Source organism: Shinella yambaruensis, assembly GCF_050859155.1.
Lineage (GTDB): Bacteria > Pseudomonadota > Alphaproteobacteria > Rhizobiales > Rhizobiaceae > Shinella > Shinella yambaruensis.
The window spans coordinates 2,512,006-2,527,352 of the sequence record NZ_CP150638.1 but is presented as its reverse complement, the minus strand read 5'-3'; the positions used below and the strand labels follow the sequence as shown (position 1 = coordinate 2,527,352).

Genomic DNA, 15,347 nt, shown 5'->3' with positions numbered 1-15,347 from the left:
GATGAAATTGGTTCCCGGTTTCAAGGCCGCCGGCGGTCAGGGATCGGTGTAGCCGGCGGCGCGGATATCCACCTGCCGCCCGGCCGGATCGGTTTCGAACAGGAGGGCGCCGGTCGATTTCGATTCCGCGGCGACATAGTCGAAGATCACATGGTTCTCCTCGATGATCTTGTCGCCGTCCATCAGCCGGCCGATGACGGTGACCGCGGCGGCGGTCGTGGTCGCGGAATTGGCGATGTCGAAGGTGATGCGGTATCCGGCCTTCGCCTTCTGCGTGGCGAGAACGGTGACGGAGAGGTCCGGCGACATCGCTTCCCGCGTGAAGGCTTCCCAGCCGACCCAGCCGAGCATGCCGGCGATCAGCAGGGCGGAAACGAGGCCTGTCAGCCACTCGATCCAGTGCGGATCGTGGCGTTCCCTGTGGCGGCCCTGTTCGGAACGGGTCATGCCGGCCTCACAGGATCAGCCGCGCGGCGGCGGCGCCGAGCGCGGCGGGAAAGCCGAGCACGATGACGGACAGCATGATCTCGACCGGCGAACTGTCGCCGAGGCGTTCGAAGATCCACAGCGCGAAGATGCTGATCGCCAGCGCGATGACATAGCCGGGCAGGGTGAAGCGCACGAAGGCGTGCCACCAGGGCGTTTGCGGCGAAAGCTCGTGGCCGCCGGTGAAGGACACCGCATAGACGAAGCCGTGCATGAGGGCGATGGAGAGGAGCGCGACGACGAGGGCGTGCCAGGTCGTCATCTTGTAGGCGAGCACCATCATCTCGTCGGTCGGCGCAATGTTGAGCGAGAGGAACAGCGCGCCGGCCGCCATCAGCAGCAGTTCGCCGGGATAGCTCGTCTCCTTCGTATCGGCGTCGCCTTCGTCATGGCCGAGCTGGCTGCGGCCGAGCATGGCGCCGATGCTGGCGGGGACCGATTGCAGGGCGACCTTGCCGACAAGCTCGCTCGCCGGCATGCCGCCGCGCAGGAGGCCGAGCGCGGTCAGCACCACCAGGCTGGTCACAATGCCGATACCATAGGCGATCGCCGCGTCGCGTGTCGCCTCGCGCCAGCTGAAGGTCTTCTCGAAGCCGATGCGGTGGGCGAGCAGGATCAGCAGGGGGATGTTGAGCAGCAGCAGCAGGAACAGGCGCTCGCGCGCCATGTAGAAGCCGAGATACCACATTTCCATGGTCATCAGCATGGGCAGCGCCAGGAGGAGGGCGCCGGCGACGCCCCGGCCGAGCCCGGTCACGAAGCGGCTGAATTCGTCCTTATCGCCCTCGGCGCGTGTCATGAATATCCCCTCGCAAAAGCGCGAGGGTAATGCGGCGCGGTGATGAAAGTTCCGCGCTGGATCGACAGGCCTGTTGGCCTTGGCTCCTGCCACGCTCTCCTCCGTCATGGTCGGGCTTGACCCGAGCATCCATTCCACCGGCACGCCGTGGATTTGGATCCTCGGGTCAAGCCCGAGGATGACGTTGGGAATGGCGCGCGGTGTGTCGCCAAACCACGGCCAAACGCGCCGGCCGCGTCAGAAGCGGTCCGGCTTCTTGCCCTTCGGCTTGCGCGCGGCACCTTCGGGCCTGGCGAATTTTTCATCGCGCTTGCCCTTGAAGGGTTTTGTGCCGGCAAACGGCTTTGCCGGCTTCTTGCCGCCGTCCTCGCGGTCCTTCCAGTGCGGCTTGGCGGCAGCGCCTTCCGGCTTGTCGAAATCGCGCTTCTTCTCGAAACGCGGCTTCTTGTCGAAGTCACCCTTCGGCTTCCAGTCGGCGCGGCGTTCCGGCCGGTCGTAGCGCTGCGTCTTCTCGCCGGGCGTGCGCGTATAGGGCTGCGGCGTCAGGTCGGGCTGGCCTTCCAGCACGGTGACGCGGATGCCGCGCTCCAGCATGCTGTTCGGGCCGAGATGGCCGAGGAAGCCGTCGGCGGCATCGGCGGAGAGCTCGATATAGGTCTCCTCCGGCTGCATCTTGATCGCGCCGATCTCGTTCTTGGTGATGCTGCCGTTGCGGCAGAGCATGGGGATCAGCCAGCGCGGCTCGGCGCGCTGCTTGCGGCCGACCGAGACGGAGATCCACACGCTCGATCCGAAACCCTCGCGCGGGCGCTTGGTTTCGGCCGGGATGAAGTCGTTGCCGCGTTCGCGCGGCTTGCGCTGTTCGAGCGACACCTCGACCAGGTCTTCCGGCGCCGAGTGGCCGGCCTTGAAGAAGCGGGCGACGGCGGCGGCAAGCTGGCGGGCATCGAAGCGTGCGGCCAGGGCGTCGATCGTCTCGACCTCGTCTTCGCCGATCGCGTCGGTCAGCATCGGGTCGGCGAGCAGGCGCTCGTCGTCGCGGCGCAGGATGTCCTCGGCGGACGGCGGGGTCGCCCAGTTGGCCTTGAGGTTCGCCGCCTGCAGCAGGCGCTCGGCCTTGCGGCGGGCGCTGAGCGGCACGATGAGCGCGCTGACGCCCTTGCGGCCGGCACGGCCGGTGCGGCCCGAGCGGTGCAGCAGGGTTTCCGGATTGGTCGGCAGGTCGGCATGCACGACGAGCTCGAGGTTCGGCAGGTCGATGCCGCGCGCGGCGACGTCGGTGGCGATGCAGACGCGGGCACGGCCGTCGCGCATGGCCTGCAGCGCGTGGGTCCGTTCGTTCTGGCTGAGTTCGCCGGAGAGGGCGACGACCGAGAAGCCGCGGTTGTTGAAGCGGGCGGTCAGGTGGTTCACCGCCGCGCGCGTCGAACAGAAGACGATGGCGTTCTGTGCATCGTAGTAGCGCAGAACGTTGATGATGGCGTTCTCGCGGTCGGCCGGCACGACCAGCAGGGCGCGATAGTCGATGTCGACATGCTGTTCGCGCTCGGCGGCGGTCGAGATGCGCAGCGCCTCGCGCTGGTAGTTCTTGGCGAGCGCGGCGATCTCCTTCGGCACGGTGGCCGAGAACATCAGCGTGCGGCGGTCTTCCGGCGCCGCTTCCAGGATGAATTCGAGGTCTTCGCGGAAGCCGAGGTCGAGCATCTCGTCGGCCTCGTCGAGTACGACGGCGCGGATAGCGGACAGGTCGAGATTGCCGCGGGTGATGTGGTCGCGCAGGCGGCCCGGCGTGCCGACGATGATATGGGCGCCGCGCTCCAGCGCGCGCCGTTCGTTGCGCACGTCCATGCCGCCGACGCAGGAGGCGATGACGGCGCCGGTCATCTCGTAGAGCCATTCCAGCTCGCGCTTGACCTGCATGGCGAGTTCGCGGGTCGGGGCGATGACGAGGGCAAGCGGGTTCCCGGCGCGGGCAAAACGCTCTTCGCCCTGAAGCAGCGTCGGAGCGAGCGCGAGGCCGAAGGCGACGGTCTTGCCGGAGCCGGTCTGGGCGGAGACCAGCGCATCGGCATCGCCGATCTTCGGGTCGGAGACGGCGACCTGCACCGGCGTCAAAGTGGTATAGCCGCGTTTTTCCAACGCCTTTGCCATCGCCGGAGCGAGGCCTTCAAAACTTGTCATCGAGGGTCTTTCGGAATTCGGGTTCCGCAACGATCATGCGTCGCGCTCTCAGCCCGTCCGCGACGAGCTTGCTGGTGCGCTCTCTACTGGCCCTTGCACGAAAAGTACAGTGCGCAAAACGCAACCCTGCCCAGCGGCGAGCCCTATCGCCGCCAAAGGTGTTTGCCGATTGTCTTTTTGCGCTGCACAAGATAGAAAACGGCGCCTCCTCAAACGATCCGCAGAGATCGAGCGGGGGCATCGCCCGCGGGAGAGGGCGAGAGCAAGGAGGAACCGCCGATGCAGACCTTCACCACCATCGCGGACCTGCGCGCGGCGCTGGCCCCGCACCGGCTGGACGGCCGCACGATCGGCCTCGTGCCCACCATGGGCTACCTGCATGTCGGCCATATGGAGCTTGCCCGCCGCGCCCGTGCCGGCAACGACATCGTCGTCGCCACCATTTTCGTCAATCCCCTGCAGTTCGGCGCCAACGAGGACCTGGCGCGCTATCCGCGCGATCTTGCCCGCGACCAGGCGATGCTGGAGGCGGAAGGCGTGCACTATCTCTTCGCGCCCGGCGTTGCGGACATGTATCCGCGGCCGATGGAGACCGTCGTCGACGTGCCGACGCTCGGCAGCGAGCTGGAAGGCTCGGTGCGTCCGGGTCATTTCGCGGGCGTCGCGACGGTGGTGACGAAACTCTTCAACATCGCCCAGCCGGACCGCGCCTATTTCGGCGAGAAGGATTTCCAGCAGCTCGCCATCATCCGCCGCATGGCCGAGGACCTGGCGCAGCCGGTCGAGGTGATCGGCGTGCCGACGGTGCGCGAGGCGGACGGGCTCGCCTGTTCCTCCCGCAATGTCTACCTTTCGGCCGAGGAGCGCGCCGCTGCCGTCATCGTGCCGCGCGCGCTGGAGGAGGCCGAGCGGCTGATCATGTCCGGCGAGACCGATGCGAAACGGGTGGAGGCGGATGTTGCCGCCTTCCTCGCCAGCGAGCCGCTGGCAAGGCCCGAAGTGGTCGCGATCCGCGATCCGCAGACGCTCGCCAAGATCGACACCCTCGGCGACAGGCCGGTTCTTTTGTTGCTTTTCGTGCGCTTTGGGAGCACGAAACTCCTCGATAACCGGGTTCTTGGCCCGAAAAACGCGAAAAAGGTAGCGTGACATGAGCGTACACACCGCCAAGCGCCGTCTGGCGCCCGCCGATATCAGGGCCCTCAAGGGCGAGCGCCCGATCGTCAGCCTCACCGCCTACACGACCCCGGTCGCCAAGCTCATGGATCCGCATGTCGATTTCATGCTGGTCGGCGACAGCCTCGGCATGGTGCTCTATGGCCTCGATTCCACCGTCGGCGTGACGATCGAGATGATGATCGCCCATGGCCAGGCCGTCATGCGCGGCTCGTCCAATGCCTGCGTCGTCGTCGACCTGCCCTTCGGCTCCTACCAGCAGTCGAAGGAACAGGCCTTTGCGACGGCCGCCCGGGTGCTCAAGGAAACCGGCTGTTCGGCGATCAAGCTGGAGGGCGGGGCGGAAATGGCCGAGACGGTGCATTTCCTCACCCAGCGCGGCATCCCGGTGCTCGGCCATGTCGGCCTGATGCCGCAGCTCATCAACACGACAGGCGGCTACCGCTCGCTCGGCCGCAACGACAAGGAAGTCGAGAAGATCCGCCGGGACGCTGCGGCCATCGACGAAGCCGGCGCCTTCGCCATCGTCATCGAGGGCACGGTCGAGCCGCTGGCGCGCGAGATCACCGGCAAGGTCAAGGTGCCGACCATCGGCATCGGCGCGTCGCCCGCCTGCGACGGGCAGGTGCTGGTCGTCGACGACGTGCTCGGCATCTTCACGGACTTCAAGCCGCGCTTCGTCAAGCATTTCGCCAATCTCGCGCCCGTCATGAGCGAGGCCTTCGCGACCTATGCCGAAGAGGTGAAGGCGCGCAGCTTCCCGGGGCCGGAGCACACGTTCCAGCTCAAGAAGGGGTGATTTTCGGCACCGCCGGGCGCCACTCTTCCGTCTGGGCGCCACCTCTCTATTCGTCTGGCGCCATATCCATGGCTCCACCTCTCTTCCGCCCGGCGCCATCTCTCTTTCGCTTGGCTCTACCTCTCTTTCGTCATGGTCGGGCTTGACCCGACCATGACGGAGGAGAGGGGGCGACATCCATCAGTATCAGGCGAAATTCGACGCTGATCGATCAATGGCGCTGAACGATCCATCAGCCATATTGGTTTGCAGGTGGACCCCTGCTGCTCTATGGCTGTACGATCCCGAGATAGAGCAGACCCATGACCCCCGCCACGAAAGATGAAATCCGCGATGCCTTCCGGCGTGGCAGCGCCGTGGCGATCGCCGCGGCGCCGTTTGCCGTCCTGTTCGGCGCCGTCGCCATCGACAACGGCCTGACGATCGCGGAGGCGGCGCTGATGAGCGCGACGCTCTATGCCGGCGCCAGCCAGCTCGTCGGCGTCGAGCTCTTCGATCACAATGTCGCGCCCTGGCTGGTGGTGCTGTCGATCTTCGCCGTGAATTTCCGGCATGTGCTCTATTCGGCGGCGATCGCCGCCCATATCCGGCATCTCACCTTCTGGCAGAAGGCGACGTCGCTGTTCTTCCTCACCGATCCGCAGTTCGCCGAAACCGAACGCCGCGCCGATGCGGGCATCCGCGTCAGCTATATCTGGTCCCTGGTGCTCGGCCTCAGCGTCTATGTGCCCTGGCTCTGCCTGACGGTCGTCGGGGGCCTGCTCGGCAACCTGATCAGCGATCCCAAGGCGATCGGCATCGACGTGCTGCTGCCGATCTACTTCATGGGCCTCGTGCTCGGCTTCCGCAGCCGGGCGAACTGGCTGCCGGTGGTGCTGGCCTCCTCGGCGGGCTCGATCCTGGCGCTGCATTTCGTCGGTTCGCCCTGGCATGTCAGCCTGGGTGCGCTGGCCGGCATCCTCGTTGCCGCGCTCATGCCGCTCGACGGCGACGAGGCCGCGGTTGGCGATGTCGTGGAAGGGGAGGCGTGAGCATGGATACGCTGTTCCATATGCAGACGCTGCTGATCATCGCCGCCGGCGCGATCGCGACCTATCTCACGCGTGTCGGCGGCTACGTCTTCATCACGCGCATGAAGCGCATCCCGCCGCGCGCCGAAGCGGCGCTGAACGCCGTTCCGGCCGCCGTGCTCACCACGCTGGTGGCGCCGGCAGCCGTGACGGGCGGGCTGGATGTCAGCCTGACGATGGCGGTCGCCCTCCTCATTGGCCTGCGTCTTTCGCTGCTGCCGGTGCTGGCCATCGGCTGGGTCGTCGTGATGGTCCTGCGTCAGGTCATCGGCTGACCGGCGCCGTCGCCTTTTCCAGCCAGCGCTTCGTCGCGTCGTCCGCCAGCAGCGGCGTGATCTTCTCGCGCACATCCGCGTGGTAGGCGTTGAGCCAGGCGAGCTCCTCGTCCGTCATCAGCGCCGGCACGACGAGCCGGCGGTCGATCGGGCAGAAGGTCAGCGTCTCGAAGCCGAGCATGTCCATGTCGCCGCCCTCGACCGGGGCTGCCGGCAGGACGTGGATCAGGTTCTCGATGCGGATGCCGAAGGCGCCGGGGCGGTAGTAGCCGGGCTCGTTGGACAGGATCATGCCGGCAAGCAGCTCCTGCGTGGAAAGCCGCGAGATGCGCTGCGGGCCCTCGTGCACCGAAAGATAGGAGCCGACGCCGTGACCGGTGCCATGGGCGAAGTCGGCGCCGGCCTTCCACAGCGCGATGCGGGCGAGCGGATCAAGGTCGCAGCCGCGCGTGCCCTTCGGGAAGCGCGCGGTGCTGATCGCGATCATGCCCTTCAGCACCAGGGTGAAGAAGCGCTTCTGCTCGTCCGGCACCGCGCCGATCGCCACCGTGCGGGTGATGTCCGTCGTGCCGTTGATGTATTGCGCGCCGGAATCGATGAGGAAGAGCGTGCCGGGCTCGATGACGGTGTCCGACGCGGTGGTGACGCGATAGTGCATGATGGCGGCATGGGCGCCGGCGCCGGCAATCGTGTCGAAGGACACGTCCTTCAGCGGGTTCTGGTGGCGCTCGCCGACGCTGGCGCGCACGGCCTCCAGCTTCTTCGTGACGGCCATCTCGGTCTGCGTGCCGGGCGTCGTCCCGTCGAGCCAGGCGAGGAATTCCACCATGGCCGCGCCGTCCTGAAGGTGGGCGCGTGCGGAGCCCTGCAGCTCGACGGCGTTCTTGCAGGCGCGGGGCAGGCGGGCCGGGTCGGCGGCCTCGACCAGCGTGCCGCCCTTGCGGCGCACGATCTCGGCAAGCGCGAAGGGGGCCTGGTCGGGATCGATCAGGATGCGCTTGCCCTCGGCGGCGAGCGCCGCGATGCGCTCGTCGAACTGCGAGGGCGGCACGAGGTCGGCAAGCTGGGTGAGGTAGGCCTCGGGCTCGATGCCGGTCTTGCGCTTGTCGAGGAAGAGCTGCGGGCGACCCTCTGCCGGAATGATGGCGCGGGCCAGCGGATGCGGCGTGTGCGGCACGTCGCTGCCGCGGATGTTGAAGATCCAGGCGATGGAGGAGGGATCGGTGACGGCGAGGGCATCGGCGCCGGCCCCGGCGGTCGCCTCCGCCATCTTGGCGAGCTTGTCCCTGGCCAGTTCCCCGGCCTGGTCGATCGCCTGAATCGTCACGCGGCCGAGCGGTTCGCCCGGACGGTCGGTCCAGGCCTTGTCGAGCGGGTTGTGGGGCAGGAAGACGAGGGCGCCGCCAAGGCCGGCAAGCGCCTTTTCCAGCCGGCGCACCTCCGCGCCGGTGTGCAGCCACGGGTCGATGCCGAGGCGGAAGCCCTTCGGGGCATGGTTCTGCAGCCAGAGATGCGGCGGTTCGCCGACGAGGTCGCCGCCGGTGAAGACGCTGCCGTCCACCTGCTCGGCGAGCTGCGTGACATAGCGGCCGTCGACGAAGACCACGGCCGCACCACGCATGACGAGCGCCACGCCGGCCGAGCCGGTGAAGCCCGTCAGCCAGGAGAGGCGCTCGGCCGAGGCCGGCACGTATTCGCCCTGGTATTCGTCGGCGCGCGGCACGAGGAAGCCGTCGATGCCGAGCGCATCGAAGGTGGCGCGCAGCGCCTCGGCGCGTTCGCGGCCGAACTGGGGCGTGGAGGTGACGTCGAAACTCTGGAACATGGAAGACTTCCGGTATGGCGATGAATCGTGCCGGCAATCTAAAGCATGTCGTGCAAAAGTGTGCAGCGGTTTTGCGCCAACGACATGCGAAAAACCAGAGAGCTAAGGCGCAAGGAGCGAATATGGAAGATCGCGATGCGCTTTAGCCCATCGGCGGGCCGCGTCAAAGGCGGGCGAGATAGCGCTCCAGCACCGCGCGGGTCAGGCGCTGGTTGTTGCGATACCAGTCGTCCTCGGTGAAGAAGGCGGGTTCGCCGGCATCCCAGCCGCTCATCGAGAAATCCGACTGGCGGGCGAGGAAGGCGACGAAGTCCTCCTCGGTCTTCCACTCCGCGATGGGCGGGCCGAAATAGATCCCGCCGTCCTGCACGTCGGCCAGCATGACGCCGTCTTCGGTGCGGATGAGGCCGTGGCCGCAGAAATCCCGGTGATGGTCGTAGATCACGCCGTTGCCGGGCATCTCGTTCGTCAGCTTGCGCCAGAGCCGTTCGGCCAGTGCCGCGCCGAGCGGCTTGCGGCTGAGGGCATCGCGCAGGGATTCGGCGATGCGGCGGCGCTCCGCCGCGGTGCGGGTGGTGCTTTCGACCCGGTAGGGGTTCTTGCGCGCCTCGATATTGGCGCGGATCGCGATCCACAGCACGAAGACGATGACCGCAAGCGCGATGAGCGGGATGACGGTGGCGGCCATGCTCAGGAAAACCCTGCGGCATCGGGAAGAGGTCTGCAATTGGACTTATGCATTCCGTGCATGGCACCCATGTTCCAAAGGCCCTGTCGCAAATTTTCGAATCCAGTATAAGCGGCGCCAACGAAGCGAAACAAAACGCGCTTCAAGCGAAACGAAGTGAAAGCTCCTCCAGTCCTTCGGATCGCAAAATGAACTGCCGAAAGGCAAAAGACTAGGTGTTCCGATCAGGCGTCTTGCCGGTCACTCCTCCTCCCTCCTCCGGGAAGGCGCTCGGAACACATAGGCCCGCTTGAGCACTCCTCCTCCTCAAGCTCGCGGGCAGGTCGGTTCGCCGGCCCATAGGCGGTGCCTCTGGCACCGCCTTTTCTTTTGCCTGCAATCCCCTGATGTTGAAGCGGGGTGTTGCCACCCCGCTTTAAGCCGGTGCGTTACCGGCGATTGTCGAGATGGATCGTCACCCAGCCTTCGCGCCAGATCGTGCGCACATGGCGCAGGCCCGCGCCGTTATAGGCGGCAAGCACCTTCCAGCGCTGCGAGGCGAGGATGCCGGACAGGATGACGTCGCCCTGCGGCGCCAACTGGGCGGCGAGCTGCGGCGCCATGCGCATCAGCGGCCGGGCGAGGATGTTGGCGATGATGAGGTCGAAGGGGCCGTGGCGGCCGAAGGCGGTGGAGTGGAAGCCCGGCGCCGTCTCCAGCGTGATGCCGGAGGCGATGCCGTTGAGGCGGACGTTTTCCCGCGCGACGCGGGTGGCGACCGGGTCGATATCCGTCGCCAGCACCGTGACCGGGGCAAGCTTGCGCGCGGCGATCGCCAGCACGCCGCTGCCGGTGCCAAGGTCGAGCACGCGCCTGACCTTGCGCGCGCGCATCACGTCGGAGATCACCTCCAGGCAGCCCGCCGTCGTGCCGTGATGGCCGGTGCCGAAGGCCTGGCCCGCGTCGATCTCGATGGCGATCTCGCCGGCCCGCACCTTGCCGCGATCATGCGAGCCATGAACGACGAAACGGGCGGCGCGCACGGGCTTCAGGCCCTCCAGCGACTTGGCGATCCAGTCGATGTCGGGAAGCTCCTCGCGTTCGATCGTCGCATCGGGAAATTCGCCGGCAAGCAGCGCGGCGAAACGCGCGTGGATTTCCGCCTCGTCCCTACGGAACATGTAGACGGAGGCTTCCCAGATGTCTTTCTTCTCGTCGATCTCCATCGTCGCGATGGCATAGCCTTCGTCCTCGAAGACGTCGGTCATCAGCGAGAGGGCGATCTCGGCCCGCTTCTCGGTCGTGGTGATGTAGAGGCGGATTTCGCTCACGGCTCGGGGTCCCTGTTGTTTCGGGCCCGCCTAGCATGTCCGAAAGCCGAGGGCAAAGGCGGATCGCCCGCCGGCAGCCTTATCCCTTGATCAGGTTGGCGAGCTTCTGCTCGGCGACCTCGGGGTTCTCGCCGTAGGCGATGGTGCCGACGAAGCGTCCGGTCGCGTCGAGCAGGAAGACGGAGGCCGTGTGGTCCATCGTGTAGTCCCCGTCGGGCTTCTCTTCGTCGAGCGGCACCTTGCGATAGTAGACGCGGTAGCCCTTGACCATGTCCAGCACCTTGTCCACCGGGCCGGAAATGCCGGTGATGCGCTTGGAGACGTTGCCGACATACTGGCCGATCAGCTCCGGCGTGTCGCGCTCGGGATCGACGGTGACGAAATAGGCCTGCAGCTTCGAGCCGTCGGGATCGACCTTGGTGAGCCAGCCGTTCATCTCGAACAGCGTCGTCGGGCAGACTTCCGGGCAATGGGTGAAGCCGAAGAAGAGGGCGGTGGGCTTGCCGGTGAAGGCCTTTTCGGTGATCGGCTTGCCATCCTGCGCGACGAGTTCGAAGGGCACGCCGAACGGGCCGCCCGCGACCTCTTCCTTCGTCTTGGTCATTTCCAGCGTCAGCCAGCCGAGCAGGGCCGCGACGAGCGCGACGGCGATCCACAGTACGAGGCGCAGGGTCTTCATGGCAGTCCTTCGATAAGCAAGGTCCGAGGTCTGCCGGTGTCATAGTCCTTCGGCCGGACGCGCGCAAACGGGCCAATTGCCGCAATGCGAAGCGGGATCGGCGTCTCGCGGAATTGTGATCAGAAGCACCACGCCATGCCGGATTCGGCAAGGCTGAGGAAGATCGCCGTGCCATGCTCCACCCAGCCGGCAAAGGCGGCGGTGGCGGCCATCACGCCGAGGCCGAGCACGATGAGCGCGGCGGGCAGGGCGGTGTATCGGCGGGCGGTCTTGTCCATGGGGGCAAGTATAGACCGGAATGGCGGGATTTCAAACCGGGCCGGACTGCCGTAACGGAAGGTGTTCCGGTGCCCGGTATTTCATCAAAGTTGCTGAAATACCAGTTTCCGGTGCCGTTCCTTAGCCATTGTTTAATCTCTCTTTGCCACTTTCGGACAACGCGCAAAGGGCCGGTCAGACCCGCTGGACATGATGTCCGCCGTGCGCCGGAGACGGCGTGCAGCGCATTCCAACAAGTCCATCGTCGATTGGAAAGAGCCTCACCATGTCCAACGCCCTGAAGCAGTCCGGCGCCTATCTCGAAATCGTCTCCTTCCATCTCGGGGAGCAGGAATTCTGCATCGACATCATGGCCATCCGCGAAATCCGCGGCTGGGCGCCGGTGACGCCGATGCCGCACACGCCGCCCTATGTGCTTGGGCTCATCAACCTGCGCGGCGCGGTAATCCCAGTCATCGACATGGCCTGCCGCCTCGGCATGAAGATGACGGAGCCGTCCGAGCGCTCGGCGATCATCGTCACGGACATTGCCGGCAAGCTCGTCGGCCTGCTCGTCGAGCAGGTCTCCGACATGATGACCATCAAGAGCGAAGCCCTCCAGCCGGCGCCGGAAATCATCCCGGAAGCCCAACGCGCCTTCTGCCGCGGCATCGTCGCGCTGGAGAAGTCGATGGTCTGCTTCCTCAACCTCGACACCGTCATCGCCGACGAGCTCGCCCAGGCCGCCTGATCGCGGCGGCGGGAACCTTCGGATTTCAGGCACCTGGCCGGTTTGCGGCGGGGTGCCTTCTGCCGTTTGACGTCATCTGCAGTATAGTATCCTAAATTAACATTTAATAATGCGCGGTTTCGCGGCGATTTATCAGGAACCATGCGAAGCCCGCATCGTTTCCTCCATGCTTCCCATAGAGAAAACATGGAGAATTCTTATGAAGAAGACCGTTACCATTGCCCTTGCTTCGCTTCTTGTCGCCGCGCCGGCGGCGGGCATTGCCTATGCCCAGGATGCCACGGTGCCCATGACCTCGGACAGCATGTCCACGGGCTCGATCAGCGCGGACAATGTGAATGTTGTCACGCTGTCCTCGCTGGAGGCTGACGACAGCAAGCGCGGCGAAGCCGAGCGCCTGAGCCTCAAGGCCAACGACCCGATCACGATGGAAAAGGTCCAGGCCGAGCTGCAGGGCGAGCCGGGCCTTGCCGAAGCACTGGCGTCCAAGAACGTCCAGCTGCAGAACGTCATCGAAATCCAGACATCGGGTGATGGTGGCAAGGTTGTCTACGTCAAGTAAACCGCTGCCCCATCAATGGAAATGCCCCGGACCTCTTCAGGTGCCGGGGCGTTTTTTCAGGGTTTGCCGTTGGTCCAGGTGACCGTCTCGCCATAGAGCGGCACGGTGGAGATCGACATCTTCGCCGATCCTTCCGTCAGTTCGCGCGAATGGGCGAGATAGATCAGCGTGTCGTTCTTCCTGTCGTAGATGCGCGTGACGATCAGCGACTTCCAGATCAGCGACAGGCCGGACTTGAAGACCTCCTCGCCGCCGCGGTCGAGGTTGATGTCGCCGATGGTGATCGGGCCGGTCTGCTGGCAGGAGATGGCGTTGTTCGAAGGGTCCTCGAACCAGTTGCCCTTCTTCAGCCGGTCGATGACGCTGCGGTCGAAATAGGTGACGTGGCAGGTGACGCCGGACACCTCCGGATCGGTCACCGCGTCGATGTAGATGTCGTTGCCGATCCAGTCGACGCCGACCTTGCCGACCGTCTCGGCGGCGGCGGGCAGGGCGGCAAGCGCCATCAGGCCGGCGGCGATGGCCGTGCGGAGGCGGGGGGCGGCAGAAATCGTCAGCGGCATGGCAGGTCTCCTTGTTCCGTCTTCAACGTAAGGAGGCGCGGCCCGCTTGCAAGCCGGCGCTTGAAGCATTTTCGCTTTTGCCGCACTTGCTCTTACGATTTCGCCGCGGCGATGGCGGCGCGCACCGCGTCCCCGTCGGTCAGCGTCACCTCGTATTCCCGGTCCTTCTCGGTGCCGCCCATGCCGACATGCGGGTTGCGGAAGGCCATGCCGCTTGGCACGGTCTTCAGCGCGGCGAAGTGCAGCTCGGTGAGATTGGCGCCGTCGCGGACCTTTCGGATGTTGTCCGCATCGAGCGCGCCGCAGCCCATGATGACGATGCGGCCGGCGGCCTGTTCGTTGGCGGCCTTGAGGATGGCGAGACCCTCCAGCGCGGTGTCGCGCTGGCCGGAGGTCAGCACGCGGTCGACGCCGCAGCGGATGAGCGCCTCCAGCGCCTCGCCGGCATCGGCCGTCATGTCGAAGGCGCGGTGGCAGGTGACGGACATCGGCCGGGCGGCCTCGACCAGCCGCTTCGTGCGCGCCTCGTCGATCCTGCCATCCGGCGTCAGGCAGCCGATGACGACGCCGGAAACGCCTTCGTCCCTAAGGGCGATGACGTCCTCCGCCATCGTCTCGAATTCCGTCTGCGAATAGAGGAAGTCGCCGCCGCGCGGGCGGATGATGACATGGACGGGGATCCTGGCCGCCTTCACCGCGGCGCGGATCGTCGCAAGGCTCGGCGTCAGGCCGCCCTCCACCAGGCTGGCGCAGAGTTCCACGCGGTCGGCGCCGGCGTCCTGGGCGGCGATGAAACCGTCGATGCCTTCGACGCAGAGTTCGATGAGGGGCTTGGCCATGATGTCCTTCCGGTTGTTCTGGTCAGGCTTCGCGCCAGACGGTCTTGAGGAGCCGCAGCCAGTTTTCCCGGCAGAGCTTTGCGAGGTCGTCCTCGCCGTAGCCGGCCTGGCGCAGCGCCTCGACGAGCGCCTGGCTGCCGGCGGCGTCGTGGATCGCGCCGGGAATGGTCGCGCCGTCGAAATCCGAGCCGAGCGCCACGCAGTCGATGCCCATGCGCTCCACCATGTGGTCGATGTGGCGCACCATGTCGGAAAGCGGCGTTTCGGGGTTTTCGAGGCCGTCGGCCCTCAGCATGGTCGTGGCGTAGTTGAGGCCGGCAATGCCCTTGCGCTCGCGGATCGCGTCGAGCTGGCGGTCGGTGAGGTTGCGCGAGATCGGCGTCAGGGCGTGGGCATTGGAATGGGTGGCGACGAGCGGCTGGCTGCTTTCGCGGGCCACGTCCCAGAAACCCTGTTCGGTGATGTGGGCGAGGTCGATCATGATGCCGAGCCGGTCGCAGGCCTTCACCAGTTCGACGCCGGCCGCCGTCAGGCCCGGCCCGGTATCGGGCGAGGAGGGATAGGCGAAGGGCACGCCATGGCCGAACAGGTTGTGGCGGCTCCAGACGGGGCCGAGCGAGCGCAGGCCTTTGTCATGGAAGCTTTCGAGGTTCGACAGGTCCTCGGCGATCGGCTCGCAGCCCTCGATATGGAGCACGGCTGCAAAGCGGCCGGCATCCATGGCCGCGCGGATCGCCGCCGTGGAGCGGCAGATCGAAAGGCCGCCGGCCTGTTCCAGCCGGGCGGCGATATCGGCCATGTCGAGCGCGATCTTCAGTGCGTCGGCATGCTCGCGCGGCCCGACCATCGGGATGTTGTAGTGGCCGTTCTCGTCGACCTCGCGCGGCGGATAGTCCTCCACCGGCGGGATGAACATGGCGCAGAAGCCGCCGGCAAGGCCGCCCTTCTTCGCGCGCGGCGCGTCGATATGGCCCTGGTCCGTTCCGTCGATGAATTCGGCGATCGGGTCGGCGCCCTTGCGGGCATTCTCCCACATGCGAAGCAGGACGTCGTTGTGGCCGTCGAAGATCAATTGCATGGGGCGCT

The 15,347-nt window shown here is 66.2% G+C and carries 17 protein-coding genes; 6 read left to right on the top strand and 11 right to left on the bottom strand.

Features of this window, described 5'->3' with window-relative positions; all coding sequences use genetic code 11:
* Positions 1–36: 36 nt before the first annotated feature.
* The 3 genes from WMC41_RS12510 to WMC41_RS12500 all read right to left on the bottom strand — a co-directional run bounded on the left by WMC41_RS12510 (position 37) and on the right by WMC41_RS12500 (position 3,466).
* Positions 37–447, bottom strand: coding sequence for a TIGR02588 family protein (locus tag WMC41_RS12510; protein WP_432343580.1), 411 nt, complete (start codon positions 445–447; stop codon positions 37–39).
* Positions 448–454: 7 nt separating this feature from the next.
* Positions 455–1,285 (bottom strand): TIGR02587 family membrane protein, encoded by an 831-nt coding sequence (locus WMC41_RS12505; protein ID WP_432343577.1) that lies wholly within the window; start codon positions 1,283–1,285, stop codon positions 455–457.
* A gap of 237 nt (positions 1,286–1,522) precedes the next feature.
* On the bottom strand, positions 1,523–3,466 hold the full coding sequence (locus WMC41_RS12500) for a DEAD/DEAH box helicase (RefSeq protein WP_432343575.1): 1,944 nt from the start codon (positions 3,464–3,466) through the stop codon (positions 1,523–1,525).
* A 279-nt stretch (positions 3,467–3,745) separates the two neighbouring features.
* Between WMC41_RS12500 and panC the strand changes: the two genes are divergently transcribed.
* From panC to WMC41_RS12480, 4 genes are all read left to right on the top strand, one after another.
* Entirely contained in the window at positions 3,746–4,615 is an 870-nt protein-coding gene (gene panC, locus WMC41_RS12495) for a pantoate--beta-alanine ligase (protein WP_432343572.1), read from the top strand.
* A gap of 1 nt (position 4,616) precedes the next feature.
* Positions 4,617–5,441: a 3-methyl-2-oxobutanoate hydroxymethyltransferase gene (gene panB / locus WMC41_RS12490; RefSeq protein ID WP_064330502.1), complete on the top strand. Its 825-nt coding sequence runs from the start codon at positions 4,617–4,619 to the stop codon at positions 5,439–5,441.
* Between the two features lie 302 nt (positions 5,442–5,743).
* Entirely contained in the window at positions 5,744–6,472 is a 729-nt protein-coding gene (locus WMC41_RS12485) for an AzlC family ABC transporter permease (RefSeq protein WP_244766766.1), read from the top strand.
* Positions 6,473–6,474: 2 nt separating this feature from the next.
* On the top strand, positions 6,475–6,786 hold the full coding sequence (locus tag WMC41_RS12480; RefSeq protein ID WP_432343567.1) for an AzlD family protein: 312 nt from the start codon (positions 6,475–6,477) through the stop codon (positions 6,784–6,786).
* Here the strand turns inward: WMC41_RS12480 and WMC41_RS12475 are convergent.
* The 5 genes from WMC41_RS12475 to WMC41_RS12455 all read right to left on the bottom strand — a co-directional run bounded on the left by WMC41_RS12475 (position 6,776) and on the right by WMC41_RS12455 (position 11,566).
* Complete coding sequence (locus WMC41_RS12475) at positions 6,776–8,611, bottom strand: aminopeptidase P family protein (RefSeq protein WP_244766764.1); 1,836 nt, start codon at positions 8,609–8,611, stop codon at positions 6,776–6,778. The genes WMC41_RS12480 and WMC41_RS12475 overlap by 11 nt on opposite strands.
* A gap of 163 nt (positions 8,612–8,774) precedes the next feature.
* Complete coding sequence (locus tag WMC41_RS12470; protein WP_432343565.1) at positions 8,775–9,299, bottom strand: hypothetical protein; 525 nt, start codon at positions 9,297–9,299, stop codon at positions 8,775–8,777.
* Positions 9,300–9,727: 428 nt separating this feature from the next.
* Entirely contained in the window at positions 9,728–10,609 is an 882-nt protein-coding gene (locus tag WMC41_RS12465) for a 50S ribosomal protein L11 methyltransferase (protein ID WP_432343563.1), read from the bottom strand.
* A 79-nt stretch (positions 10,610–10,688) separates the two neighbouring features.
* Positions 10,689–11,288 carry an SCO family protein gene (locus WMC41_RS12460; protein ID WP_244766761.1) on the bottom strand — a complete coding sequence of 200 codons (600 nt, stop codon included), beginning with the start codon at positions 11,286–11,288 and terminating at the stop codon, positions 10,689–10,691.
* A 119-nt stretch (positions 11,289–11,407) separates the two neighbouring features.
* Positions 11,408–11,566 carry a hypothetical protein gene (locus tag WMC41_RS12455; protein WP_272805836.1) on the bottom strand — a complete coding sequence of 53 codons (159 nt, stop codon included), beginning with the start codon at positions 11,564–11,566 and terminating at the stop codon, positions 11,408–11,410.
* A 266-nt stretch (positions 11,567–11,832) separates the two neighbouring features.
* Between WMC41_RS12455 and WMC41_RS12450 the strand changes: the two genes are divergently transcribed.
* The gene (locus tag WMC41_RS12450; RefSeq protein WP_023514279.1) at positions 11,833–12,297 is read left to right on the top strand and encodes a chemotaxis protein CheW; all 465 of its coding nucleotides are present in this window, start codon (positions 11,833–11,835) and stop codon (positions 12,295–12,297) included.
* A 199-nt stretch (positions 12,298–12,496) separates the two neighbouring features.
* Positions 12,497–12,859: a hypothetical protein gene (locus tag WMC41_RS12445; protein ID WP_244766759.1), complete on the top strand. Its 363-nt coding sequence runs from the start codon at positions 12,497–12,499 to the stop codon at positions 12,857–12,859.
* Between the two features lie 56 nt (positions 12,860–12,915).
* On the opposite strand, the gene WMC41_RS12440 is transcribed toward WMC41_RS12445, so the two are convergent.
* The 3 genes from WMC41_RS12440 to WMC41_RS12430 form a co-directional block, all read right to left on the bottom strand.
* Complete coding sequence (locus WMC41_RS12440; RefSeq protein ID WP_432343559.1) at positions 12,916–13,422, bottom strand: CreA family protein; 507 nt, start codon at positions 13,420–13,422, stop codon at positions 12,916–12,918.
* 92 nt (positions 13,423–13,514) lie between these two features.
* Positions 13,515–14,261, bottom strand: a complete 747-nt coding sequence (locus WMC41_RS12435; RefSeq protein WP_432343556.1) for a copper homeostasis protein CutC — start codon at positions 14,259–14,261, stop codon at positions 13,515–13,517.
* Between the two features lie 22 nt (positions 14,262–14,283).
* Positions 14,284–15,339 (bottom strand): dipeptidase, encoded by a 1,056-nt coding sequence (locus WMC41_RS12430; RefSeq protein ID WP_432343553.1) that lies wholly within the window; start codon positions 15,337–15,339, stop codon positions 14,284–14,286.
* Between the last annotated feature and the right edge of the window lie 8 nt (positions 15,340–15,347).

Coding starts and splice junctions, on each gene's coding strand:
- WMC41_RS12510 (WP_432343580.1), bottom strand. CDS start 447: ATGACCCGTTCCGAACAGGGCCGCCACAGGGAACGCCACGATCCGCAC.
- WMC41_RS12505 (WP_432343577.1), bottom strand. CDS start 1,285: ATGACACGCGCCGAGGGCGATAAGGACGAATTCAGCCGCTTCGTGACC.
- WMC41_RS12500 (WP_432343575.1), bottom strand. CDS start 3,466: ATGACAAGTTTTGAAGGCCTCGCTCCGGCGATGGCAAAGGCGTTGGAA.
- panC (WP_432343572.1), top strand. CDS start 3,746: ATGCAGACCTTCACCACCATCGCGGACCTGCGCGCGGCGCTGGCCCCG.
- panB (WP_064330502.1), top strand. CDS start 4,617: ATGAGCGTACACACCGCCAAGCGCCGTCTGGCGCCCGCCGATATCAGG.
- WMC41_RS12485 (WP_244766766.1), top strand. CDS start 5,744: ATGACCCCCGCCACGAAAGATGAAATCCGCGATGCCTTCCGGCGTGGC.
- WMC41_RS12480 (WP_432343567.1), top strand. CDS start 6,475: ATGGATACGCTGTTCCATATGCAGACGCTGCTGATCATCGCCGCCGGC.
- WMC41_RS12475 (WP_244766764.1), bottom strand. CDS start 8,611: ATGTTCCAGAGTTTCGACGTCACCTCCACGCCCCAGTTCGGCCGCGAA.
- WMC41_RS12470 (WP_432343565.1), bottom strand. CDS start 9,299: ATGGCCGCCACCGTCATCCCGCTCATCGCGCTTGCGGTCATCGTCTTC.
- WMC41_RS12460 (WP_244766761.1), bottom strand. CDS start 11,288: ATGAAGACCCTGCGCCTCGTACTGTGGATCGCCGTCGCGCTCGTCGCG.
- WMC41_RS12455 (WP_272805836.1), bottom strand. CDS start 11,566: ATGGACAAGACCGCCCGCCGATACACCGCCCTGCCCGCCGCGCTCATC.
- WMC41_RS12450 (WP_023514279.1), top strand. CDS start 11,833: ATGTCCAACGCCCTGAAGCAGTCCGGCGCCTATCTCGAAATCGTCTCC.
- WMC41_RS12445 (WP_244766759.1), top strand. CDS start 12,497: ATGAAGAAGACCGTTACCATTGCCCTTGCTTCGCTTCTTGTCGCCGCG.
- WMC41_RS12440 (WP_432343559.1), bottom strand. CDS start 13,422: ATGCCGCTGACGATTTCTGCCGCCCCCCGCCTCCGCACGGCCATCGCC.
- WMC41_RS12435 (WP_432343556.1), bottom strand. CDS start 14,261: ATGGCCAAGCCCCTCATCGAACTCTGCGTCGAAGGCATCGACGGTTTC.
- WMC41_RS12430 (WP_432343553.1), bottom strand. CDS start 15,339: ATGCAATTGATCTTCGACGGCCACAACGACGTCCTGCTTCGCATGTGG.